At 52.4% G+C, this 23,862-nt stretch carries 20 protein-coding genes and 7 tRNA genes; 21 read left to right on the top strand and 6 right to left on the bottom strand.

What is annotated here, in order from left to right:
- The first annotated feature begins 7 nt into the window (after positions 1-7).
- The 3 genes from ybfE to fur all read left to right on the top strand — a co-directional run bounded on the left by ybfE (position 8) and on the right by fur (position 1,722).
- The gene (gene ybfE, locus CNE01S_RS17305) at positions 8-286 is read left to right on the top strand and encodes a LexA regulated protein (RefSeq protein ID WP_039296598.1); all 279 of its coding nucleotides are present in this window, start codon (positions 8-10) and stop codon (positions 284-286) included.
- A gap of 179 nt (positions 287-465) precedes the next feature.
- Positions 466-996: a flavodoxin FldA gene (gene fldA / locus CNE01S_RS17300; protein WP_039291198.1), complete on the top strand. Its 531-nt coding sequence runs from the start codon at positions 466-468 to the stop codon at positions 994-996.
- 279 nt (positions 997-1,275) lie between these two features.
- A complete protein-coding gene (gene fur, locus CNE01S_RS17295) occupies positions 1,276-1,722 on the top strand; it encodes a ferric iron uptake transcriptional regulator (RefSeq protein WP_039291196.1) in 447 nt (148 codons plus the stop codon).
- A 94-nt stretch (positions 1,723-1,816) separates the two neighbouring features.
- On the opposite strand, the gene CNE01S_RS17290 is transcribed toward fur, so the two are convergent.
- The 4 genes from CNE01S_RS17290 to nagE all read right to left on the bottom strand — a co-directional run bounded on the left by CNE01S_RS17290 (position 1,817) and on the right by nagE (position 7,932).
- The gene (locus CNE01S_RS17290) at positions 1,817-2,143 is read right to left on the bottom strand and encodes a ChiQ/YbfN family lipoprotein (RefSeq protein WP_061277506.1); all 327 of its coding nucleotides are present in this window, start codon (positions 2,141-2,143) and stop codon (positions 1,817-1,819) included.
- A 46-nt stretch (positions 2,144-2,189) separates the two neighbouring features.
- Entirely contained in the window at positions 2,190-3,596 is a 1,407-nt protein-coding gene (chiP, locus tag CNE01S_RS17285) for a chitoporin ChiP (protein ID WP_061277505.1), read from the bottom strand.
- A 465-nt stretch (positions 3,597-4,061) separates the two neighbouring features.
- Positions 4,062-5,729 (bottom strand): glutamine--tRNA ligase, encoded by a 1,668-nt coding sequence (gene glnS, locus CNE01S_RS17280; RefSeq protein WP_061277504.1) that lies wholly within the window; start codon positions 5,727-5,729, stop codon positions 4,062-4,064.
- 178 nt (positions 5,730-5,907) lie between these two features.
- The gene (gene nagE / locus CNE01S_RS17275) at positions 5,908-7,932 is read right to left on the bottom strand and encodes an N-acetylglucosamine-specific PTS transporter subunit IIBC (protein ID WP_072279169.1); all 2,025 of its coding nucleotides are present in this window, start codon (positions 7,930-7,932) and stop codon (positions 5,908-5,910) included.
- Between the two features lie 335 nt (positions 7,933-8,267).
- Between nagE and nagB the strand changes: the two genes are divergently transcribed.
- The 12 genes from nagB (at position 8,268) to CNE01S_RS17215 (ending at position 15,370) form a co-directional block, all read left to right on the top strand.
- A complete protein-coding gene (gene nagB / locus CNE01S_RS17270; protein ID WP_061277502.1) occupies positions 8,268-9,068 on the top strand; it encodes a glucosamine-6-phosphate deaminase in 801 nt (266 codons plus the stop codon).
- Positions 9,069-9,243: 175 nt separating this feature from the next.
- Positions 9,244-10,392, top strand: a complete 1,149-nt coding sequence (gene nagA / locus CNE01S_RS17265; protein ID WP_061277501.1) for an N-acetylglucosamine-6-phosphate deacetylase — start codon at positions 9,244-9,246, stop codon at positions 10,390-10,392.
- 5 nt (positions 10,393-10,397) lie between these two features.
- A complete protein-coding gene (gene nagC / locus CNE01S_RS17260; RefSeq protein ID WP_061277500.1) occupies positions 10,398-11,618 on the top strand; it encodes a DNA-binding transcriptional regulator NagC in 1,221 nt (406 codons plus the stop codon).
- A gap of 62 nt (positions 11,619-11,680) precedes the next feature.
- The gene (locus tag CNE01S_RS17255; protein WP_008456091.1) at positions 11,681-12,436 is read left to right on the top strand and encodes an HAD-IIA family hydrolase; all 756 of its coding nucleotides are present in this window, start codon (positions 11,681-11,683) and stop codon (positions 12,434-12,436) included.
- Between the two features lie 311 nt (positions 12,437-12,747).
- Entirely contained in the window at positions 12,748-14,409 is a 1,662-nt protein-coding gene (asnB, locus tag CNE01S_RS17250; RefSeq protein WP_061277499.1) for an asparagine synthase B, read from the top strand.
- A 251-nt stretch (positions 14,410-14,660) separates the two neighbouring features.
- Positions 14,661-14,737, top strand: a tRNA-Met gene (locus CNE01S_RS17245).
- Positions 14,738-14,747: 10 nt separating this feature from the next.
- Positions 14,748-14,832 (top strand) — tRNA-Leu (locus CNE01S_RS17240).
- Positions 14,833-14,854: 22 nt separating this feature from the next.
- Positions 14,855-14,929, top strand: a tRNA-Gln gene (locus tag CNE01S_RS17235).
- Positions 14,930-14,966: 37 nt separating this feature from the next.
- Positions 14,967-15,041, top strand: a tRNA-Gln gene (locus tag CNE01S_RS17230).
- A 21-nt stretch (positions 15,042-15,062) separates the two neighbouring features.
- Positions 15,063-15,139 (top strand) — tRNA-Met (locus CNE01S_RS17225).
- Between the two features lie 45 nt (positions 15,140-15,184).
- Positions 15,185-15,259, top strand: a tRNA-Gln gene (locus CNE01S_RS17220).
- 36 nt (positions 15,260-15,295) lie between these two features.
- Positions 15,296-15,370: transfer RNA gene (locus CNE01S_RS17215), tRNA-Gln, on the top strand.
- Positions 15,371-15,458: 88 nt separating this feature from the next.
- Here CNE01S_RS17215 and ubiF read toward each other — a convergent pair.
- Complete coding sequence (ubiF, locus tag CNE01S_RS17210) at positions 15,459-16,634, bottom strand: 3-demethoxyubiquinol 3-hydroxylase (RefSeq protein ID WP_061277498.1); 1,176 nt, start codon at positions 16,632-16,634, stop codon at positions 15,459-15,461.
- A 123-nt stretch (positions 16,635-16,757) separates the two neighbouring features.
- Between ubiF and miaB the strand changes: the two genes are divergently transcribed.
- The 5 genes from miaB (at position 16,758) to lnt (ending at position 22,447) form a co-directional block, all read left to right on the top strand.
- Positions 16,758-18,182, top strand: a complete 1,425-nt coding sequence (gene miaB, locus CNE01S_RS17205; RefSeq protein WP_061277497.1) for a tRNA (N6-isopentenyl adenosine(37)-C2)-methylthiotransferase MiaB — start codon at positions 16,758-16,760, stop codon at positions 18,180-18,182.
- Between the two features lie 212 nt (positions 18,183-18,394).
- Positions 18,395-19,456 (top strand): PhoH family protein, encoded by a 1,062-nt coding sequence (locus tag CNE01S_RS17200; protein WP_061277496.1) that lies wholly within the window; start codon positions 18,395-18,397, stop codon positions 19,454-19,456.
- Positions 19,453-19,920, top strand: a complete 468-nt coding sequence (gene ybeY, locus CNE01S_RS17195) for an rRNA maturation RNase YbeY (RefSeq protein WP_061277495.1) — start codon at positions 19,453-19,455, stop codon at positions 19,918-19,920. Before CNE01S_RS17200 ends, ybeY begins: the two co-directional genes overlap by 4 nt.
- A gap of 99 nt (positions 19,921-20,019) precedes the next feature.
- Entirely contained in the window at positions 20,020-20,898 is an 879-nt protein-coding gene (gene corC, locus CNE01S_RS17190; protein ID WP_045781697.1) for a CNNM family magnesium/cobalt transport protein CorC, read from the top strand.
- 7 nt (positions 20,899-20,905) lie between these two features.
- The gene (gene lnt, locus CNE01S_RS17185; protein WP_061277494.1) at positions 20,906-22,447 is read left to right on the top strand and encodes an apolipoprotein N-acyltransferase; all 1,542 of its coding nucleotides are present in this window, start codon (positions 20,906-20,908) and stop codon (positions 22,445-22,447) included.
- 86 nt (positions 22,448-22,533) lie between these two features.
- On the opposite strand, the gene CNE01S_RS25345 is transcribed toward lnt, so the two are convergent.
- Entirely contained in the window at positions 22,534-22,785 is a 252-nt protein-coding gene (locus CNE01S_RS25345) for a hypothetical protein (RefSeq protein ID WP_156108029.1), read from the bottom strand.
- Between the two features lie 46 nt (positions 22,786-22,831).
- Between CNE01S_RS25345 and CNE01S_RS17180 the strand changes: the two genes are divergently transcribed.
- Positions 22,832-23,737: an amino acid ABC transporter substrate-binding protein gene (locus CNE01S_RS17180; protein ID WP_061277493.1), complete on the top strand. Its 906-nt coding sequence runs from the start codon at positions 22,832-22,834 to the stop codon at positions 23,735-23,737.
- Positions 23,738-23,862 lie beyond the last annotated feature (125 nt).

Genomic DNA, 23,862 nt, shown 5'->3' with positions numbered 1-23,862 from the left:
TCTAATCATGGCAAAAGAACAAACGGACCGTACTACATTAGATCTGTTCGCGGACGAGCGTCGCCCCGGGCGGCCGAAAACCAATCCGCTCTCGCGCGATGAGCAATTGCGTATCAATAAACGCAATCAGCTGAAGCGCGATAAAGTGCGTGGTTTGAAGCGGGTTGAGCTAAAACTGAACAATGATGCGGTCGATGCCCTCAACCAGCTGGCTGACGCCCGTAATATCAGCCGCAGCGAACTGATCGAAGAGATGCTGCTCGAGCAGCTTAAAAATCTCGGGTAACGCTTTCAGTCACCCTGCAGGTTATCTGAAATCTCACCAGGGCAAGCAAAACCATGTTGCAGACTGTGCACCCGGGCGTGATAGCTGTTTCCGCTGCTGGAGCTGTTCTGCTATGATTGCCCTATACGTGGGCATTGAACGGCCAGCATACTATTAAGTTTCAAGAGGTTATTTTACTCATGGCAATCGTAGGCATTTTTTTCGGCAGCGACACCGGTAACACCGAAAATATCGCGAAAATGATTCAAAAACAGCTCGGTAAAGACGTTGCTGAGGTGCATGACATTGCTAAAAGCAGCAAAGAAGATCTCGAAGGTTTCGACATTCTGTTGCTAGGCATTCCGACCTGGTACTACGGTGAAGCGCAGTGCGACTGGGATGATTTCTTCCCTACTCTGGAAGAAGTCGATTTCAACGGCAAACTGGTTGCGCTGTTCGGCTGCGGCGACCAGGAAGACTACGCGGAATACTTCTGTGATGCGCTGGGTACCATTCGCGACATCATCGAGCCCCGTGGCGCGGCAATCGTGGGCCACTGGCCAACCGCCGGCTACCACTTTGAAGCCTCCAAAGGCCTGGCGGATGACGACAACTTTGTCGGTCTGGCCATCGACGAAGACCGCCAGCCGGAACTGACCGCTGAGCGCGTTGAGAAGTGGGTTAAACAGGTTTCTGAAGAACTGAATCTGGCCGATATCATTAACGCCTGATTTCCATGGCGCAAATGCTGCATTTGCGCCATCTTGATAGCTTGCGGCAATGAAAATAATTGCTACAAGTTTGTAACTTTCTCGTACATCCCTGTACAATGTCTGCCTGATAGCTTGGCTGATAATTACTGTAAATGGCGACTCCGCCACGATTTTTCAGCCTTATTTTGCACCATACTTGCGGTTTCCATTTAGAAGTAGCAGTTCTATAATGAGACGCATTACTCTTAACGCTCACTGCAGTTTGAGCGAATCGTTAAGCAACAGGACAATTTCCGCATGACTGACAACAATACCGCATTAAAGAAGGCCGGCTTGAAAGTCACGCTTCCGCGATTAAAAATCCTCGAAGTGCTGCAAGAGCCGGTAAATCATCACGTCAGCGCGGAAGACTTATATAAACGTCTGATCGACATGGGTGAAGAAATTGGCCTGGCGACGGTCTACCGCGTACTGAACCAGTTTGATGATGCCGGGATCGTGACCCGCCACAACTTTGAAGGCGGCAAGTCCGTTTTCGAGCTGACCCAGCAGCATCACCACGATCACCTGATCTGCCTCGACTGCGGAAAAGTCATCGAGTTCAGTGACGATTCTATCGAATCTCGCCAGCGCGAAATTGCCGCGCGCCACGGTATTCGTCTGACTAACCACAGTCTCTATTTGTACGGACACTGTGCCGAAGGCGACTGCCGCGAAGACGATACGGCCCACGATCCGAAATAAGTAATCCGCATTAGCCAACGCTGCTTCGGTAGCGTTTAAACGCAAAAACCGGCAGGTTTCCCTTGCCGGTTTTTTTATTGGCTGACAAAGGCTATCAGCTGTTATTAGCGCGGATTTCCTGCCAAATTTTATCGCAGCGCACTTTCACGGCTTCATCATTACCGGTCTTTCTTGCCTGAATACATTTCTGGTAGTCCAGCACGTTCACCGTCTCTTTCTCAACAAACGCTTTATGCTGTTTTTCCTGGCGCAGAACGTCCAGCACGCTCTGACAGGCTTCGATTTTATCCGGATTGCCTTCCGCCGTGTTGATACAGGCGCTGTAGGCCTGTTTCAGGCGTGAATCTTCCGGAGGTGCCGGAGGCTGAACGCAGGCAGACAGCGTGAAAACAGCGGCGGTAACCAGCAGAATCTTTTTCATGTTCGGTTCCTTATAAAAAACGGGCGCTTACGCGCCCGGTTTCACATCAGAAGATGGTGAACGGAGCAATCACGATGAATTTCACGTCACGCTCATCCTGGAAGATGTTGCCGTAACCACCGCCCCAGCTTGGGATGTCGGAGTGGTTGTCGTACTGAGTGAAGTGCAGTTTGAACAGCGTGCCTTTCGCACGGCCTTCCTGCACGGTATACATTGCGTCGAGGCTGTAAGAAGACTCTTTGATCTTATTGGAAGCGAGATCCTGGCGATTACCGGAAGCATCAAGCGCCCAAGTAGATGGTTTTGCGTCCCATGCATAAACGTAAGAACCACCAACCGCCCAACCCGGCAGGTTCCAGTTGCTCAGATCGTACATTGCGCCGAAGAACACCGCTTTTTCACCGTTGGCGTTGAAGTCAGAGCGGTTATCCCACCATACATCGAGACGGCCGTTGGAAGAGGCATAGGTTGGCGTCATACGCTGCAGGAAGTAACCCTGCTGACCTTCTGCCTTCACCATGGTCCCTTCCAGACGCAGGTCAACCTGGCCAATCTTATAGCCAAAGGTCAGCGCCTGGAGCCATGCAGTACCATCGTAGATATCGTTGATGGTGTTGTTCGCGGCTTTGTCACGGGTGCCGTAGAACTGGTAGCTGGTGCTCAGCGGGCTGCCTGCAACGTCGAATTTATAGCTGGCTTTAGCGAAGTACTGATCAACAAAGCCCTGTGCCTGACCAAATGCGGCTTCCACAATCAGGTCGTTTTTGAAGTCATACTTCGCGCCGATGGAGTGCAGATAATCAACTTTGGTCTTTTTGTCGTTCTGGTAGAACTTGTCTGTTTCAAGGTGCCATGGCGCCTTGTACTCGTTGGTCCACATGTAGGAGAAGCTCAGCGCGCCGGCATCACCGTAGTCGAAAGCAGCCCCCGCTTCAGCACCCTGATAGGTGCCCGGCATGAAACTCCAGTGTGGCGCTAACAGCGTTTGCCCGGTTGGCTGAATGTAACCTGCACGTGCCCATACCGGACCGTATTTGAATTTAGCAGCCGCTTTATACAGGCTAATGCCGCTTTTATCACCGGAGTAGTCTTCGCTGTAGCCTTTGTTTTTAGAAGAGAATGCGATTTCATTTGGGTGGCCGCTGGCGCTGTCTTCAGCCATTTCAATGGCGGTGAAGGCAGCAATATCAAAACCAAACATATCGGCCGCATAGCCGGACTGGAAGTCGAGGTTAGCGTTCCAGGTTGAGTGTGACAGGTTAGTTTTGTACTTACCGTCGGACACGTCTTTACGGTCACGCTCACGCTGCCAGTAATAGATCCCGCCAGTCAGCGTAGAGTCATCAACAAAGCCCGCAGCGCTAACCTGCGGAGCCACTACGAAGCCAGAAAGAGCGGTAACGCTTGCAATAGCAAGAGCAAGCGCACTACGTTTGCCACTAAACGTACGCATAGTTAAATTCCTCTTTGACGTAAAAATCATCGTCTGACGTGAAAAGCGCCATTGACGAAAAAAAGTAAAATTGCCCAAAGGCTAAAAGCGGTTTCTACCTGACACACCCGCATTACTGCTGCTCATAGACTATTTTTCGCGACGCGAATTATCAATGACTTTGTCTCAGAGATTTCCTGGAGTATGACAGAGAGCACATAATCTATGTGCATTTGTAACAAAATCACGCGGCAGACTCTTCCCCCGCAATCCAATTAATTAACAACATAAAATTCTTTTGAGAGCGCTTTCATTATAAGCATCAGGATATTACGGAGAAGACATGACTGAGCATGAGGGAATAAATAGAGAAATGTAAATGAGAATTAATTCGCATCGCGAATGTGTATTAAAGGTTAATAGCAGGTAAGCGGAAAGAAAAAACGCCGCATTGTGCGGCGCTTTCATTAGGCGGGTTAGCGGCAATTATTCACCGATTTTAGCCCAGGTATCGCGCAGGCCAACGGTGCGGTTAAACACCAGTTTTTCTGCGGTTGCATAGCGGCTGTCCAGGCAGAAGTAACCTTCACGCTCAAACTGATATGCCTTACTTTTTTCCGCGTTCTGCAAGCTAGGCTCAACGAAGCCCTGACGAATGACCAGGGAGTCCTCATTAATGGTGGACAGGAAGTCTTCCGCAGCCCCTGGATTCGCGACGCTAAACAAGCGGTCATACAGGCGAATCTCCACCGGCAGAGCGTGTGCCGTGCTCACCCAGTGAATCACACCCTTAACCTTGCGGCCGTCCGCCGGATCCTTGCTCAGGGTTTCCGGGTCATAGGTGCAGTACAGTTCGGTGATATTGCCTTCCGCATCTTTTTCAACGCGCTCGGCTTTGATCACATAGGCATTACGCAGGCGAACTTCTTTACCCAGTACCAGGCGCTTGTACTGCTTGTTTGCTTCTTCACGGAAGTCAGCGCGATCGATATAGACCTCACGACTGAACGGCACTTCACGGCTACCCATTTCAGGTTTGTTTGGGTGATTCGGCATGGTGACCGTCTCTTCCTCACCTTCAGGGTAGTTAGTGATGATAACTTTTACCGGATCCAGTACGGCCATCGCACGCGGCGCATTCTCGTTGAGATCGTCACGGATACAGGATTCCAGAGAAGCCATTTCAACGGTGTTGTCCTGCTTGGTTACACCAATGCGCTTACAGAACTCGCGAATGGAGGCTGCGGTATAACCGCGGCGACGCAGGCCGGAGATAGTCGGCATACGCGGGTCGTCCCAGCCTTCCACAATCTTCTCGGTCACCAGCAGGTTAAGCTTACGCTTGGACATGATGGCGTACTCGAGATTCAGGCGAGAAAACTCGTACTGGCGCGGGTGAGCAGGGATAGTGATGTTATCCAGCACCCAATCATACAGGCGGCGGTTGTCCTGGAACTCCAGGGTACACAGCGAGTGGGTGATCCCTTCCAGCGCATCAGAAATACAGTGGGTGAAGTCGTACATCGGGTAAATGCACCACTTGTTGCCGGTCTGATGGTGATCGGCAAATTTAATGCGGTACAGCACCGGATCGCGCATGACGATAAACGGCGAAGCCATATCGATTTTGGCTCGCAGGCAGGCGGTACCTTCGGCGAACTCACCGTTGCGCATTTTCTCGAACAGCGCGAGGTTTTCCTCAACGCTACGATCGCGGAACGGGCTGTTTTTGCCAGGCGCAGTCAGAGAGCCACGGTATTCACGAATTTGTTCCGGGCTCAGCTCGTCAACATACGCCAGCCCTTTATTAATCAGCTCAACGGCATAATTAAACAGCTGATCAAAATAGTCAGACGAATAACGCACGTTGCCGGACCAGTGGAAGCCCAGCCATTCAACGTCGTGCTTGATAGACTCTACGTATTCGATGTCTTCTTTTACCGGGTTTGTGTCATCGAAGCGCAGGTTGCACTGCCCCTGGTAATCCTGGGCAATGCCAAAGTTCAGGCAAATAGACTTGGCGTGACCAATATGCAGATAGCCATTTGGCTCAGGCGGAAAACGGGTGCAAATACTGGTGTGCTTACCGTTCGCCAGGTCTTCATCAATAATCTGGCGAATAAAGTTAGTTGGGCGGGCTTCAGCCTCACTCATCGCGGGTTCCTCAAAGCGTGTACCTTAGTTAACGGTGCATGATCTAATAAGCCGCCTCGGGAAACAACCTTTAGTTGCATAAATTAGGGTTATCCATATTTGCCTGGCGACAAGCAATAAAAAAGCGGCTGACGATATACGCCAGCCGCTTAAGGCACAAATGCTTACTCAGGAGCGTTTACTTGCCTTTAATCTCATACAGTGGGGTCTGACCGGCAACAACCTGACCTTTCGCCTGAATAACCAGACCACTGAAGTCATCGATGTTGCTGCAAACTACCGGGCTAATCATGGAACGAGCGTTGGCGTTCAGGAAATCAAGATCCATTTCCAGAACCGGCTGGCCAGCGACCACTTCAGCCCCCTCTTCCACCAGACGCGTGAAGCCTTTTCCACCCAGAGCAACGGTATCGATGCCCATGTGAACCACAATCTCCGCGCCTTTTTCTGTTTCAAGGCAGAACGCGTGATTGGTGTTGAAGATTTTCACGATAGTCCCGGCGGCAGGAGAAACTACGGTTTTGTCCGTCGGCTTAACCGCTACGCCATCACCCACGGCTTTGCTGGCGAAAGCTTCGTCAGGAACCTGGTCCAACTCAACGGCGTCGCCGGTGACCGGAGAAACCAGAGCAGCAACCGTTGTGCTGGTCGCGTTTGGAACAGCCTGTGGTTTAGCAGCAGGCGCTGGCGCTGCGGCAGCAACAGGAGCGGCTGCTTCTACGGTGCCTGCAGTTTTCATTGCGTTAGCAATTTTTTCTGCCGCAAAACCTACGATTATCTGCACGCTGGTTTTGTTCAGGCGAATAACGCCCGTCGCACCCAGGCGTTTAGCCAGCGCTTCGTTTACCACGGAAGAGTCTTTCACGCTCAGACGCAGACGAGTGATACAGGCATCAATACCGGTCAGGTTGGCAGAGCCACCTACCGCAGAGATGTACTGACGAGCCAGAGCAGAAACGTCTTGATTCGCATCACCGCTAACATTCACGTCCTGACCATCAGCTTCGTCGCCGGCTACAGCCAGTTCACGACCTGGGGTCAGCAGGTTGAATTTGGTGATAGTGAAACGGAACACCACATAGTAGAGAACGAAGAACACCAGACCCTGAGGGATCAGCATCCACCAGTGGGTTGCCAGCGGGTTACGGGAAGAAAGCACCATATCCACCAGGCCTGCGGAGAAGCCGAAGCCCGCAATCCAGTGCATGCTTGCCGCGATAAACACGGAGATACCGGTCAGCACCGCGTGAATCACGTACAGTACCGGAGCAACGAACATGAAGGAGAATTCCAGCGGTTCGGTGATACCGGTGAAGAACGCAGCAAAAGCAGCGGCCATCATGATACCGGCAACTTTTGCTTTGTTTTCAGGACGTGCACAGTGGTAGATGGCCAGCGCTGCACCCGGCAGGCCGAACATCATGATCGGGAAGAAGCCCGCCTGGTAACGACCGGTGATACCGACAACCGCTTTACCTGCTTCGATGGACTGAGCGCCACCCAGGAAGTTAGGAATGTCGTTAATACCTGCAACGTCAAACCAGAACACAGAGTTCAGGGCGTGGTGCAGACCAACCGGGATCAGCAGGCGGTTGAAGAAGGCGTAGATACCTGCGCCAGCAGAACCCAGCTTCTGAATGTGCTCACCGAAGTTCACCAGACCGTCGAAGATCATCGGCCAGACGTACATCATGATGAAAGCAACAGCAATCATCACGAAGGAGGTCAGGATTGGCACCAGACGACGACCGCTGAAGAAGGAGAGCGCTTTCGGCAGCTCAACGCCGCTAAAGCGGTTATAGAGTTCTGCAGAAATGATACCCACCAGAATACCGACGAACTGGTTGCTGATTTTACCGAACGCCGCCGGAACCTGATCCGCCGGAATTTTCTGGATCATAGCAACCGCTGCCGGTGAGCAGAGGGTGGTCAGAACCAGGAAGCCAACAAAGCCGGTCAGTGCAGCGGCACCGTCTTTGTCTTTGGACATGCCGTAAGCGACGCCGATGGCGAACAACACGGACATGTTATCGATAATGGCGGAACCGGATTTAATGAAGAGCGCGGCTAATGCGTTGTCTCCGCCCCAGCTGACTGGGTCAATCCAGTAACCAACCCCCATTAATATTGCTGCTGCTGGCAGTGTAGCCACCGGCACCATAAGTGCCCGGCCCACGCGCTGTAGATAACCTAGAATACTCACTTTATTCCCCCTATGAGACCCCGTTAAGGCTCGTTCAAGCAGTGTTTATTATTGTCTTACTTACATTGAATACACGGCGACGATTTACATCACACGGTGGAGTGTGAAAAAAATTAATTCGTACCGCAAATTAAACGCACCTTTTTTGTGATATTTATCACCAAATATCGCTTCAACCCTCCCCATTCACTGGCTATCTCCGAAAACTTATTTTATGATTCAAAAAATCAAGGCGGATTGATCCCTGTCGGTTCAGTATAAAAGTGGTTTACCCTTATGCTTATCGAGATCGATTCAGCTAACCCTATTTTTACTCTTAAACTACGAGGTGAATGATGAGACTGATTCCCCTGGCTACCCCGGCACAAGTCGGCAAATGGGCAGCTCGCCATATTGTAAACCGCATTAACGCATTCAAGCCGACCGCAGACCGTCCTTTTGTTCTGGGTCTGCCAACCGGCGGCACGCCGCTGGAAGCATACAAAGCTTTGGTTGAGATGCATAAAGCAGGCCAGGTTAGCTTTAAGAACGTTGTTACGTTCAACATGGATGAATACGTTGGTCTGCCAAAAGAGCATCCAGAAAGTTATTATACTTTCATGCACCGTAACTTCTTTGATCACGTTGATATCCCAGCGGAAAACATCAACCTGCTGAACGGCAACGCGGAAGATGTTGATGCAGAATGCCGCCGTTACGAAGAAAAAATTCGTGCCTACGGCAAAATCCACCTGTTCATGGGTGGCGTGGGCAACGACGGGCACATCGCATTTAATGAACCAGCATCTTCTCTGGCTTCCCGCACCCGTATTAAAACCCTGACCCATGACACCCGCGTGGCAAACTCCCGCTTCTTCGGCGGCGACGTGACTCAGGTGCCTAAATACGCACTGACCGTCGGCGTGGGTACCCTGCTGGATGCGGAAGAAGTGATGATCCTGGTGCTGGGCGGCGTCAAAGCTCAGGCACTGCAGGCGGCCGTTGAAGGTAACGTTAACCATATGTGGACTATCACCTGCCTGCAGCTGCATCCGAAAGCTGTGATTGTGTGTGATGAACCATCCACTATGGAGCTGAAAGTGAAAACGTTGAAGTATTTCAACGAACTGGAAGCAGAAAACATTAAAGGCCTTTAAGGCCAGATCAACCACTGATGCGTTTCAGACGATCACCGCTGAGGGCATCAGTAGTTCAGGAAAATCAATATATTGGTTTTCTACCGTCAGTCATAAAGAGGAAGGTGTTTCGGCTTTTCCTCTTTATTTGCGATCTTACAGTCTTAAAGCACGACGTTATTACCGGGGGTAGGATATGTATGCATTAATCCACGGTCGGATTTACACCGGCCACGAAATTCTGGATGACCACGCGGTAGTCATTGCCGATGGCCTGATTGAGCGCGTTTGCCCTGTTGATGCACTGCCAGCAGGTATCGAAACGCGCGATGTGGGCGGTGCCGTCATTGCCCCCGGTTTTATTGATGTTCAACTGAACGGCTGCGGCGGCGTGCAGTTTAACGACACCGCAGAGGCAGTTTCCGTTGAAACGCTGGAAATCATGCAGAAAGCGAACGAACGTTCAGGCTGCACCAGCTACCTGCCAACGCTTATCACCACCAGCGACGAACTGATGAAGCAGGGCGTGACAGTGATGCGCGAATACCTGGCAAAATACAGCCATCAGGCGCTGGGCTTACACCTTGAAGGGCCGTGGCTCAACATCGTGAAGAAAGGAACGCACAACCCAGGCTTCGTCCGCAAGCCGGATGCGCAGCTGGTTGATTTCCTCTGCCAGAATGCCGACGTGATCACCAAAATTACCCTCGCACCTGAAATGGTTGAGCCAGAAGTGATCCAGAAACTGGTCGCGGCAGGCATCATCGTTTCCGCAGGCCACTCCAATGCGACCCTTAAAGAAGCCAAAATTGGTTTCCGCGCCGGGATCACCTTCGCAACTCATCTTTTCAACGCGATGCCGTATATTACCGGCCGTGAACCGGGCCTTGCGGGCGCAATTTTTGATGAAGCAGACGTTTACTGTGGCATTATTGCCGATGGTTTACATGTGGATTATGCGAACATCCGCACCGCAAAACGCGTGAAGGGCGATAAACTGTGCCTGGTTACCGATGCAACCGCACCAGCAGGTGCCAACATCGATCAGTTCATTTTTGCTGGTAAAACAATATACTACCGTGACGGTCTGTGCGTAGATGAGAATGGCACGCTGAGCGGGTCGGCACTGACCATGATTCAAGGCGTTCGCAATTTGGTTGAACACGCGGCCATCGCGCTGGATGAAGTCCTGCGTATGGCAACCCTCTACCCTGCTCGCGCGATGGGCGTGGATAAGCACCTCGGCGCAATCGAAGCCGGTAAAGTGGCTAACCTGACCGTGTTTACCCGCGACTATAAAATTATCAAGACCATCGTTAATGGTAACGAGGTCGTAACTGAGTAAATAGCATGACGACTGGCGGACAAGCCCAAATTGGTAACGTTGACCTGGTAAAACAGCTGAATAGCGCGGCGGTCTATCGCCTGATTGATCAGCACGGTCCCATCTCGCGCATCCAGATTGCCGAACAAAGCCAGCTTGCGCCCGCCAGCGTCACAAAAATTACTCGTCAGCTTATCGAGCGCGGCCTGATAAAAGAAGTCGATCAGCAGGCTTCCACCGGCGGCCGCCGCGCTATCTCTATTATCACCGAAACACGTAACTTTCATGCCATTGGCGTGCGCCTCGGGCGCCACGACGCCACTATTACCCTGTTCGACCTGAGCGCGAAATCCATCGCAGAAGAGCATTATCCGCTGCCGGAACGCACGCAGGAAACGCTTGAGCATGCGCTGCTCAACGCCATCAGCCACTTTATCGACACCTGGCAGCGTAAAACCCGCGAACTGATCGCTATTTCCGTCATCCTACCCGGGCTGGTTGACCCTGAAAGCGGCGTGATCCGCTATATGCCGCACATCGCCGTCAATAACTGGGCGCTGGTCGACAGCCTGGAAAAACGCTTCAAGGTGACCTGTTTTGTCGGCCATGATATTCGCAGCCTGGCGCTGGCCGAGCACTATTTCGGTGCAACCCACGACTGCGAAGACTCTATTTTGGTGCGCGTTCACCGCGGCACCGGGGCGGGCATCCTGTCAAACGGGCGGATTTTTATCGGCCGCAACGGCAACGTCGGTGAGATTGGCCACATCCAGGTAGATCCATTAGGCGAGCGCTGCCACTGCGGTAACTTTGGTTGTCTGGAAACCATCGCCGCGAATGCCGCCATTGAAAAACGCGTCCGCCATTTGCTGGAACAAGGCTACAACAGTCGTCTGACGCTGGAAGATTGTAGTATTCAGGCCATTTGCAAAGCGGCTAATAAAGGCGATGCGCTGGCCTGTGAGGTGCTGGAACACGTTGGCCGCCACCTGGGGAAAGCCATTTCCATCGCCATTAACCTGTTTAATCCGCAAAAAGTCGTGCTTGCCGGTGAGATAATAGAAGCTGAAAAAGTGCTGCTGCCGGCCATCGAAGGCTGCATTAATACGCAGGTATTGAATGCCTTCCGTAAAAACTTGCCTATCGTCTGTTCGAAGCTCGATGACCGTTCGGCCATTGGGGCGTTTGCGCTGGTTAAGCGTTCAATGCTGAATGGCGTCTTGCTTCAGCATCTGCTGGAAAGTTAATGCTGCCCAGGCAGCATTTTACGCTATAGTTACCGACTTCATTCCGTGAGCCAGAGTTGTTAATGACCACCATCCAGAACGTAATTTGTGATATCGACGGCGTGCTGATGCACGACAACGTCGCCGTGCCGGGCGCTAATGAATTTCTGGCACGTATTCTTGAAAAAGAAATGCCGCTGGTGCTGCTGACCAACTACCCTTCCCAGACCAGCCAGGATCTTGCCAACCGCTTTGCCTCCGCGGGCATCGACGTACCGGAGAGCGTGTTTTACACCTCCGCCATGGCCACGGCCGATTTCCTCCGTCGCCAGGAAGGTAAAAAAGCCTACGTCGTCGGTGAAGGCGCGCTGATTCACGAGCTCTATAAAGCTGGATTTACTATTACCGACATCAATCCTGACTTTGTCATCGTCGGTGAAACCCGCTCCTTTAACTGGGAGATGATGCACAAAGCCGCGTACTTCGTAGCGAACGGGGCGCGTTTTATTGCCACCAACCCTGACAGCCACGGCCACGGCTTTAGCCCGGCCTGCGGCGCGCTTTGTGCCGGTATTGAGAAAATTTCCGGACGCGAGCCGTTTTATGTCGGCAAACCAAGCCCGTGGATTATTCGCGCGGCGCTTAACAAAATGCAGGCGCATTCCGAGCAAACCGTTATCGTCGGCGATAACCTGCGGACGGATATTCTCGCGGGCTTCCAGGCCGGGCTTGAAACCATCCTTGTTCTCTCCGGCGTCTCCAGCCTGAACAACGTTGACGATATGCCGTTCCGGCCGAGCTGGATTTATCCCTCGGTGGCGGAAATCGATATCTTCTAATTCAGAATGCCGGCATCCAGCCGGCATTTTTTATTTATCGACAAAAAATTGCCGCCCAGGCGAATCAAACTTCAGTGCAAATTGTTAAAAATTGACGATCCGTTAATTTTCATGCCAAAAACATCAGCATTTTTCATAAATCAGCAATCCTCACTGCACTATTTATTAGCTGAACGCTAAAACCCTTGCATTCCCTTCAGCGATTGAGCATTTTCATTACTAAGCAACGCAGCAAAGCCGCAGTAAAAGCAAAAAATCGGCAACGCAGCACCACAACTCAAATCGCTCAGGCAAGTGTACGGAGAAGTTATATGTGTTCTATCTTTGGCGTTCTGGATATCAAAACCGATGCAGTTGAATTGCGCAAAAAAGCGCTGGAATTATCACGCCTGATGCGCCACCGTGGCCCGGACTGGTCAGGTGTTTACGCCAGCGATAAAGCTATTCTTGTTCACGAACGTTTGTCCATTGTTGACGTCAACGCAGGGGCTCAGCCGCTTTACAACACGCAAAAAACTCACGCTCTGGCTGTTAACGGTGAAATCTACAACCACCAGGCTCTGCGCGCCGAATACGGTGACCGCTATACCTTCCAGACCGGTTCAGACTGTGAAGTCATCCTCGCGCTCTATCAGGAAAAAGGCCCGGACTTCCTTGACGATCTGCAGGGGATGTTCGCTTTCGCACTTTATGACAGCGAACAAGACGCTTACCTGATTGGCCGTGACCACATTGGTATTATCCCGCTATATATGGGCCACGATGAACACGGCAACCTGTATGTCGCTTCAGAAATGAAAGCCCTGGTACCCGTTTGCCGCACCATCAAAGAATTCCCGGCGGGAAGTTACCTGTGGAGTAAAGACGGCGAAATCCGCAGTTACTACCAGCGCGACTGGTTTAGCTATGAAGAAGTAAAAGACAACGTAACGGACAAAAACGCGCTTCGTCAGGCACTGGAAGATTCCGTGAAGAGCCACCTGATGTCCGACGTGCCTTACGGTGTGCTGCTGTCGGGCGGGCTGGACTCTTCCGTTATTTCCGCTATCACCAAGAAATTCGCCGCGCGCCGCGTAGAAGATGAAGAGCGCAGCGAAGCCTGGTGGCCACAGCTGCACTCCTTCGCTGTGGGTCTGGAAGGTTCTCCTGATCTGAAAGCCGCGCAGGAAGTCGCTAACCACCTGGGCACGGTTCACCACGAGATCCACTTCACCGTACAAGAAGGCCTGGATGCGATCCGCGATGTTATCTATCACATCGAAACTTACGATGTGACAACGATCCGCGCTTCGACACCGATGTACCTGATGTCGCGTAAAATCAAAGCGATGGGCATCAAAATGGTGTTGTCCGGGGAAGGTTCTGATGAGGTATTCGGCGGTTATCTGTACTTCCACAAAGCGCCAGACGCCAAAGAACTGCATGAAGAAACCGTGCGCAAATTACAGGCGCTGCACATGTTTGACTGTGCCCGCGCCAACAAGGCAATGTCCGCCTGGGGCGTTGAAGCCCGCGTGCCGTTCCTGGATAAAAAATTCCTCGATGTGGCAATGCGCATCAACCCACAGGATAAAATGTGCGGCAACGGCAAAATGGAGAAGCATGTCCTGCGTGAGTGCTTCGAATCCTACCTGCCGGCAAGCGTGGCGTGGCGCCAGAAAGAACAGTTCTCTGACGGCGTAGGCTACAGCTGGATTGATACGCTGAAGGAAGTGGCCGCCGAGCAGATCAGCGACCAGCAGTTGGCCACCGCAGCCTACCGCTTCCCGTACAACACGCCGGGCTCGAAAGAGGCGTATTTATACCGTGAAATCTTCGAAGAGCTGTTCCCGCTGCAGAGCGCAGCAGAATGCGTACCTGGCGGCCCGTCTGTAGCCTGTTCTTCCGCAAAAGCGATCGAATGGGATGAGTCATTCAAAACCATGAACGATCCATCAGGACGTGCGGTTGGCGTGCACCAGGCCGCCTATTAATCCTGATTTAGCTTAAAACAACGGGCCTTATGGCCCGTTGTCGTTTCTGTATTCCTGCCGGGGCTTTATCCCTGTTTTTAACCGGAATTAAAAACAAAAACGTGCGTTATTGTCGATATTTCAAGCAAGCTGTTCGCAAGTCATTCAAACGAGCATTCTGAGCCGGTTTTCGGGAAAAAACTAGTTGACGCTGTAGAGTCAACTCAGCATAATGCGCCCCGCAACGCCGATAAGGTAGCGCGTAAAAAGATGGCTACGTAGCTCAGCTGGTTAGAGCACATCACTCATAATGATGGGGTCACAGGTTCGAATCCCGTCGTAGCCACCATCTTTTTTATGCGGGAGTGGCGAAATTGGTAGACGCACCAGATTTAGGTTCTGGCGCCGCAAGGTGTGCGAGTTCAAGTCTCGCCTCCCGCACCATTTATCTCTCGCGTTGCACGGATGGGGTATCGCCAAGCGGTAAGGCACCGGTTTTTGATACCGGCATTCCCTGGTTCGAATCCAGGTACCCCAGCCATTATTTTTCGAGACATGCGGTTTACCGCGACGGTCATTGGGGTATCGCCAAGCGGTAAGGCACCGGTTTTTGATACCGGCATTCCCTGGTTCGAATCCAGGTACCCCAGCCATCGAAAAATATGATAAAGTTCGGCTACGTAGCTCAGCTGGTTAGAGCACATCACTCATAATGATGGGGTCACAGGTTCGAATCCCGTCGTAGCCACCATACAAAGGAATTATTGATTAAGTTCGATAAATCCAAAAAAATTGTTGGGGTATCGCCAAGCGGTAAGGCTCTGGTTTCTGATACCAGCATTCCGAGGTTCGAATCCTCGTACCCCAGCCAATTTAAAAAGTCGTTCACTCTGTGAGCGCACCCTGTTGGGGTATCGCCAAGCGGTAAGGCTCTGGTTTCTGATACCAGCATTCCGAGGTTCGAATCCTCGTACCCCAGCCACACAATGAAAAGCCCGCGCAAGCGGGCTTTTTGCTATCTGGTATTTAGCCAGAATCAGCAGAGCGGTAAACCGCCCTGCGCATCTTCACTATAATCCGAGGGCGTATTTCAGCGCTTTACGCTTCAGGCCACCGGCTCTTTCCGCCGCCATCAGCCCAATATTTCGCACCACGCGCAGCGGCCCCAGATTATTACTGAATCCGGCATAGAACAGATCCATTCCGCTCTGCATCAGGAAGTTGTCCGCCTGACGACGCGCCTGGTAGCGTTTCAGGATCGCCGAACTCTTCCAGTCCTCGGCGTGGCTACGAGCATTAATTATCACATCAAGCAAAGCATCCACATCGCGATAACCCAGGTTTACGCCCTGCCCGGCCAAAGGGTGAATCGTATGTGCCGCATCCCCTATCAGGGCCAGCCCTGGCTGGACGTACTTCAAAGCGTGTCGACGAGTCAGAGGAAATGCGCCACAGGCCAACGGCGTGACCGTCCCAAGCCGCTCAGGGAAAGTGGCCGTAATCGCTTTTTGCAGCTGTGGCATGTTCATTCCCTGCAGCTGACGAATGCGTGCCGGCGTGTCATACCAAACCAGAGAGGCCCAGTTATCGAACAACGGCAGGAAAGCATGCGGCCCTGTTGGCGTGAAGTGCTGCCAGGTGCTGTCCCCCGGCTCAAGCTCGCATTTAACGGTAACTAGCATGCAGGATTGACGATACTGCCAGGCATGCACGCCAATACCGGCCCATTTTCTGACCTGAGAATTCGCGCCGTCCGCGCCAATCACCATTTCAGTATCAAGTGAAGCACCTTCTTCAAACTCGAGCGTCCAGCCTGCTGGTTGGCGATGGATTTGCCGCAGCCTGGCCGGGCAACGCAAAGTGACCTGCGGGTGCGCTTCCAGCGCTTCCCAAAGTACGCGCTGCAGCACGCTATTCTCCACCATGAAACCTAGCTCGGGCAGACTCAGCTCCGCAGCATCAAAACTGACGTGCGCGCTCTCCCACTCCCAGGTTTCCAGGCGGCGATAGGGATGAGCCCGCATCGCTAAAACCTTGTCCCACACGCCAAGAGACTTGAGCAGCCCAACCGATGCGCTGCTGATGGCAGAAATGCGGACATCCGGCTGGCTGCCAGGAACAAAAGCCTCAGGTGCATGATGTTCAATCACCGCCACACGAAAACCGTGCTGCGCCAGCCCCAGCGCGGCCGCCGCACCGACCATGCCACCGCCAACAACGGCTACTTCAATTGGTTGATTTGCCATAAGTCTCTTTCCTTCATTCATCTTTGCTAATTCTACTGGCTTTTCCCAGGCTGGTCACATCCATAGCAAAGCATTACACTATCCGGCTTAATTCCTGACTTCACCTTGAGCAATGGCAAGTCGATGACAAAAAAACTCCATATAAAAACCTGGGGCTGCCAGATGAACGAATACGATTCATCCAAGATGGCCGACCTGCTGGACAGCACCCACGGCTTTACGCTGACCGATAACGCGAATGAAGCGGACGTTCTGCTGCTAAACACTTGTTCTATTCGCGAAAAAGCACAGGAAAAGGTGTTTCACCTGCTGGGGCGCTGGAAGCATATTAAAGCCAAACGTCCGGACGTGATCATTGGCGTCGGCGGCTGCGTTGCCTCTCAGGAAGGGAAAAAAATCCGCCAACGGGCACACTATGTAGACATCGTTTTTGGTCCGCAAACCCTGCATCGCCTGCCGGAGATGATCAACCAGGTTCGTGGCACACGCAGCCCGGTGGTGGATGTCAGCTTCCCGGAAATCGAAAAATTTGATCGTCTGCCTGAACCTAAAGCAGAAGGTCCGACCGCTTACGTCTCCATCATGGAAGGCTGCAACAAATATTGCACCTATTGCGTAGTCCCGTACACGCGTGGGGAAGAAGTCAGCCGCCCAAGTGACGATATTCTGTTTGAAATCGCCCAACTGGCGGAACAGGGCGTGCGTGAAGTCAACTTACTTGGCCAGAACGTTAACGCATACCGTGGCGCGGCTTACGACGGCGGCATCTGCTCGTTTGCCGAACTCTTGCGTCTGGTTGCGGCGATTGACGGCATCGACCGTATCCGCTTCACCACCAGCCACCCAATCGAATTTACCGATGACATCATCGAAGTGTACCGCGACACGCCGGAGCTGGTGAGCTTCCTGCACCTGCCTATTCAAAGCGGCGCCGACCGCGTGCTGAACATGATGGGCCGAACGCATACCGCGCTGGAGTATAAATCCACTATTCGCAAACTGCGCGCTGCGCGCCCGGACATCCAGATCAGCTCAGACTTTATCGTCGGCTTCCCGGGCGAAACCAGCCAGGACTTTGAGCAAACCATGAAGCTGATTGCTGACGTCAACTTTGACACCAGCTTTAGCTTTATCTTCTCTGCTCGTCCGGGGACTCCGGCGGCCGATATGGTTGACGACGTGCCGGAAGAAGAGAAAAAGCAGCGCCTTTATATCCTGCAGGATCGTATTAACCAGCAGGTAATGGAATGGAGCCGTAAAATGCTGGGCACGGTGCAGCGCATTCTGGTGGAGGGAACTTCGCGTAAAAGCATTATGCAGCTGTCCGGCCGCACCGAGAATAACCGCGTGGTTAACTTCGAAGGAACACCGGATATGGTAGGGAAATTCGTGGATGTCGAAATCACCGAAGTCCTGACTAACTCCCTGCGGGCGAAGCTGGTGCGCACTGAAAGCGAAATGGGCCTGCGTATTGCTGAAACCCCAGCATCCGTCATTGCTCGTACCCGCAAAGAGAATGAAATTGGAGTAGGGACTTACCAGCCTTAATCCTCTCCACAGCTTGTCGGAACGCTAATTCCACGTCCCGGCAGGCTGTCTCATTGTTTGCACTTGCATTCGGAAGACATCACCCAAATATCAATTGTGACGCTTGCGCCATCACGCTGCGGGATAAATAATTTCCCTGTAGCCGGGACTGTGTTTTCGGCTACGAGAGACCGTTTTACTCTAACTGGCCCCGAGTGACCCAGAGGATAAGTTTGAATATCGAAACACGTGAATTAACGCTGGAACCGGCGGATAACGCCCGTCTGCTTAGTCTGTGCGGCCCTTTTGATGACAACATCAAACAGCTGGAGCGCCGACTGGGGATTGAAATCAACCGCCGTGACAATCACTTCAGGCTCACCGGTCGTGAGCTTTCCGTTAACGCCGCTGCGGATATTCTGCGCCATCTGTACGTAGACACCGCACCAATGCGCGGCCAAAGCCAGGATATCGACCCGGAACAAATTCATCTGGCTATCAAAGAAAGCCGGGTGCTGGAGCAAACGGCAGACAGCGTACCGGATTACGGCAAGGCCATCAATATTAAGACCAAGCGTGGGGTTATCAAACCACGTACACCTAACCAGGCGCAGTACATCGCGAACATTCTCGACCATGACATTACCTTCGGCATTGGGCCTGCGGGGACAGGGAAAACCTACCTCGCCGTAGCCGCCGCCGTTGATGCGCTGGAGCGCCAGGAGATTCGCCGTATTCTGCTGACCCGCCCTGCCGTTGAAGCGGGTGAGAAGCTGGGCTTCCTGCCTGGGGATTTGAGCCAGAAAGTTGACCCGTACCTGCGCCCGCTTTACGACGCGCTGTTTGAAATGCTGGGTTTCGAGAAAGTTGAAAAGCTGATTGAGCGCAACGTTATCGAAGTGGCGCCGCTTGCCTACATGCGCGGCCGTACGCTGAACGATGCCTTTGTCATTCTCGATGAAAGCCAGAACACCACCACCGAGCAGATGAAAATGTTCCTGACCCGCATTGGCTTCAACTCCAAAGCGGTGATCACCGGCGACGTGACGCAGATAGACCTGCCGCGCAACCTGAAGTCCGGTTTACGTCATGCTATCGACGTGTTGTCCGAGGTGGATGAAATCAGCTTTAACTTCCTTAATAGTGAAGACGTGGTGCGTCACCCGGTTGTGGCCCGCATCGTTAACGCCTATGAGGCCTGGGAAACCGCCGATCAAAAACGCAAAGACGAACTTGCCGCCGAGCGTAAACGTGAAGCCCTTGCCCTTCAGGCCAGCGCTCAGGAGAGCAAATGAGTCAGGTTATTTTAGATTTACAGGTTGCCTGCGAAGCAGAAAGCGGCTTGCCGGATGAAACACAAATTCAGCGCTGGCTGGATGCGGTTATTCCTCAGTTTCAGCCAGAGTCAGAGGTCACCGTTCGTCTGGTAGATGAAGCCGAAAGTCACGACCTGAACCTGACCTATCGCGGTAAAGATAAGCCGACTAATGTGCTCTCTTTTCCGTTTGAAGCACCACCAGGGATCGAGCTTCCCCTGCTAGGTGACCTGATCATCTGCCGTCAGGTGGTTGAGCAGGAAGCCAAAGAACAAGAGAAGCCGCTGGAAGCCCACTGGGCACATATGGTTGTACACGGTAGCCTGCATCTGCTTGGTTACGACCACATCGAAGACGATGAGGCTGAAGAGATGGAAGCGCTGGAAACAGAGATAATGCTTGCTCTTGGGTATGCCGATCCGTACATTGCCGAGAAAGAGTAGTCGGCTCAGGGCTTTCCCTTTGCCGCCGCCACGCGCAGGCAGCGCACCATCAGGCTGCCTGTTAGTATTTGATTTATATGAGGCCTAAAACCTAACGCCATGAGCGACGACAATTCACAGAATAGTGACACGCCGGAAGCCAAAAAGGGATTCTTCTCCCTCATTCTCAACCAGCTGTTTCACGGTGAACCGAAAAACCGTGACGATCTGCTGACGCTTATTCGTGATTCTGAGCAAAACTCTCTGATAGACCAGGACACCCGCGACATGCTCGAAGGGGTGATGGATATTGCCGACCAACGTGTCCGCGACATCATGATCCCACGTTCACAGATGGTGACGCTCAAACACAACCAGACGCTGGATGAGTGCCTCGATGTCATTATCGATTCAGCTCACTCCCGCTTCCCGGTTATCAGCGAAGACAAAGATCACATCGAAGGGATTCTGATGGCAAAGGATCTGCTGCCGTTTATGCGCAGCGACTCTGAGCCTTTCAGCATGGAAAAAGTGTTACGTCAGGTGGTTGTCGTGCCTGAAAGCAAGCGGGTTGACCGCATGCTGAAAGAGTTTCGTCAGCAACGCTATCATATGGCGATTGTCATTGATGAATTTGGCGGTGTTTCAGGCCTCGTGACTATCGAAGATATTCTTGAACTGATTGTCGGGGAAATCGAAGACGAGTACGACGACGAAGAAGACGGCGATTTCCGCCAGCTGAGCCGCCATACGTGGACGGTACGCGCCCTCGCCTCTATTGAAGACTTCAACGACACCTTCGACACGCACTTTAGCGATGAAGAAGTCGACACCATCGGTGGCCTGGTGATGCAAGCGTTTGGGCATCTGCCTGCTCGTGGCGAAACCATTGAAATAGATGGTTACCAGTTCAAAGTCGCCATGGCCGATAGCCGTCGTATTATTCAGGTTCATGTCAGAATTCCGGACGACTCGCCGCAACCTAAACTGGACGAATAACTCAGCTATGGCTATAGCTCAACTTCTTCAACGCCAGCGCATTCGCCTGCTGCTGGCGCTTTTCTTTGGGGCCTGCGGAACGCTGGCTTTTTCCCCTTATGATTTTTGGCCCGCAGCCATTGTCTCGCTGGCTGGTTTACAGGGGCTAACGCTAAACCGTCGCCCGGTGCAAAGCGCCGCAATTGGCTTCTTCTGGGGGCTGGGGCTGTTCGGCAGCGGTGTTAACTGGGTCTACGTAAGTATTGCGCAGTTTGGCGGCATGCCGGGCCCGGTGAATGTGTTCCTGGTCATCCTGCTGGCCGCTTATTTGTCTCTCTACACGGGTTTGTTCGCCGGAGTTCTCAGCAAGCTATGGCCAAAAACGACGTGGTGGCGAGTGGCTATTGCCGCTCCGGTCGTCTGGCAAATTACCGAGTTCCTTCGCGGCTGGGTGTTGACCGGTTTCCCGTGGTTGCAGTTTGGCTACAGCCAGATAGATGGCCCATTAAAAGGAATCGCGCCGATTTTTGGGGTCGACACGATTACCTTCCTGCTGATGATTATCAGTGGCCTTCTGGTGTACGCCCTGCAGGCACGGAAATGGGTTCCTGCCGTGGTTTCTGCGGCTTTACTGCTTTTGCCCTGGCCGCTGCGTAGTATTCAGTGGTTCCAGCCGCAGGCAGAGCGTTCCGTTGACGTGGCGATGGTACAAGGCAACATTCCCCAGTCTTTGAAGTGGAATGAAAGCCAGCTGCTGGACACGCTGAAAATTTATCTGGATAAAACAGAGCCGGAGATGGGCAAAGCTAAGCTTATCATCTGGCCAGAGTCGGCTATCTCCGATCTGGAAATTAATCAGCAGCAGTTCCTGACCATGATGGATGACCTGCTGCGGGCAAAACACAGCTCATTAATTACCGGTATCGTCGATGCGCGCCTTAACAAGCAAAACCGGTACGACACCTACAACACCATTATCACGCTTGGTGAAGGTAGTCCTTACAGCTACACCAGCAGTAATCGCTACAACAAAAACCACCTTGTGCCATTCGGTGAGTTTGTGCCGCTTGAATCGATTCTACGTCCACTGGCACCGTTCTTCGATCTGCCCATGTCGTCGTTCAGCCGTGGGCCCTATGTTCAGCCACAGCTGCTCTCTAACGGCGTTAAGCTGACGGCGGCGATCTGCTACGAAATCATTCTGGGTGAACAAGTACGGGACAATTTCCGGCCGGATACTGACTTCCTGCTGACTATCTCCAACGATGCCTGGTTCGGTAAATCTATCGGCCCGTGGCAGCATCTGCAGATGGCGCGTATGCGTTCGCTCGAATTGGGGCGGCCTCTGCTACGCAGCACCAACAACGGCGTAACTGCGGTGGTCAACGCCGAAGGTGATATCACTAATATCATCCCGCAGTTCACTCGCGAAGTGCTGGAAGCGAAAGTCACGCCAACCACTGGTTTAACGCCTTATGCACGTTTCGGCTTCTGGCCGCTGTGGGTGATTACCGCGTTATTCGGCTTCACCGCTCTGGTTATGGGCCTGCGCAGCCGCAGCAAAAAGTAATCTCCCCTTCTCGCTCATAAAGGCCGGCTAATTTGCTGGCCTTTTTCATTTCTGGCACAAGCTTTGCTAGATATTAGCAGTTGAAATCAAATAGCTGGCGCAAAGACGCCCTGTGGCCTGGCTGTATCGGGCAGTGAAAAATGCATGCACCAAAAAGCGACATCGCAAGCACCGTTATAGTGCATCGGCATATCTTTGCCTTTAAACGGTGCGGCGCGCTTCGCAAAAATAAACATCTTATTAGCATTTTCTTTACATTCAGCTAGGTTAGATGCTAACAAAAGAGCATTGCATGACGCTTTTAGCAGCATGAAAAAACAACAAAACACAACACTCACATCGGATACCGGTGCCTCCTCTGGCACTAAGATTAAGGAGTTGGATATGCAATTACGTAAACTGGCCACGGCAATGCTGGTGATGGGCATGAGCGCAACACTGGTTCATGCGGAAGACGCAAAACCTCAGCAGTCAACGCTGGATAAGATCAAAGCCAACGGCGTTATCGTGGTCGGCCACCGTGAATCATCTGTACCTTTCTCTTACTATGACAACCAACAGAAAGTGGTTGGCTACTCTCAGGACTACTCAAACGCTATCGTAGAAGCGGTTAAGAAGCAGCTGAACAAGCCTGACCTGCAGGTGAAACTGATTCCAATCACCTCTCAGAACCGTATCCCGCTGCTGCAAAACGGCACCTTCGATTTTGAGTGTGGCTCAACCACCAACAACGTGGAACGTCAAAAACAAGCCGCTTTCTCCGACACAATCTTCGTGGTCGGCACCCGTTTGCTGGTGAAAAAAGGTGGCCCGATTAAAGACTTCCCTGACCTGAAAGGGAAAACCGTTGTTGTGACCTCCGGCACCACCTCCGAAATCCTGCTCAACAAACTGAACGACGAGCAGAAAATGGGCATGCGTATTATCAGCGCTAAAGACCACGGTGACTCTTTCCGTACCCTGGAAAGCGGCCGTGCCGTTGCCTTTATGATGGATGATGCCCTGCTGGCCGGTGAACGTGCGAAAGCTAAACAGCCGGATAACTGGGAGATCGTCGGCAAGCCGCAGTCCCAGGAAGCCTACGGCTGTATGCTGCGTAAAGATGACCCAGAGTTTAAAAAGCTGATGGATACCACCATCGCGCAGGCACAGACCTCCGGTGAAGCCGCGAAATGGTTTGATAAGTGGTTTAAACAGCCAATTCCTCCGAAGAACCTCAACATGAACTTCGATCTTTCTGACGAAATGAAAGCGCTGTTCAAGGAACCAAACGACAAAGCTCTCAACTAATTAGAAACACAGGGGCCGGAAAAATCCGCCCTCCCGATTGACGAACTGAAGCCAGGACAGACTATGCGTTGGTGGGTCGTTCCCCCACCAGCGTGAAGGTGCCGAAAAACGCAGGCAAAGATCTG

Origin of the sequence: Cedecea neteri NBRC 105707 = ATCC 33855 (assembly GCF_001571265.1) — a bacterium.
Taxonomy (GTDB): domain Bacteria; phylum Pseudomonadota; class Gammaproteobacteria; order Enterobacterales; family Enterobacteriaceae; genus Cedecea; species Cedecea neteri.
Note: the sequence above shows the minus strand (reverse complement) of the source record. Positions and strands in the feature narration are given on the sequence as shown.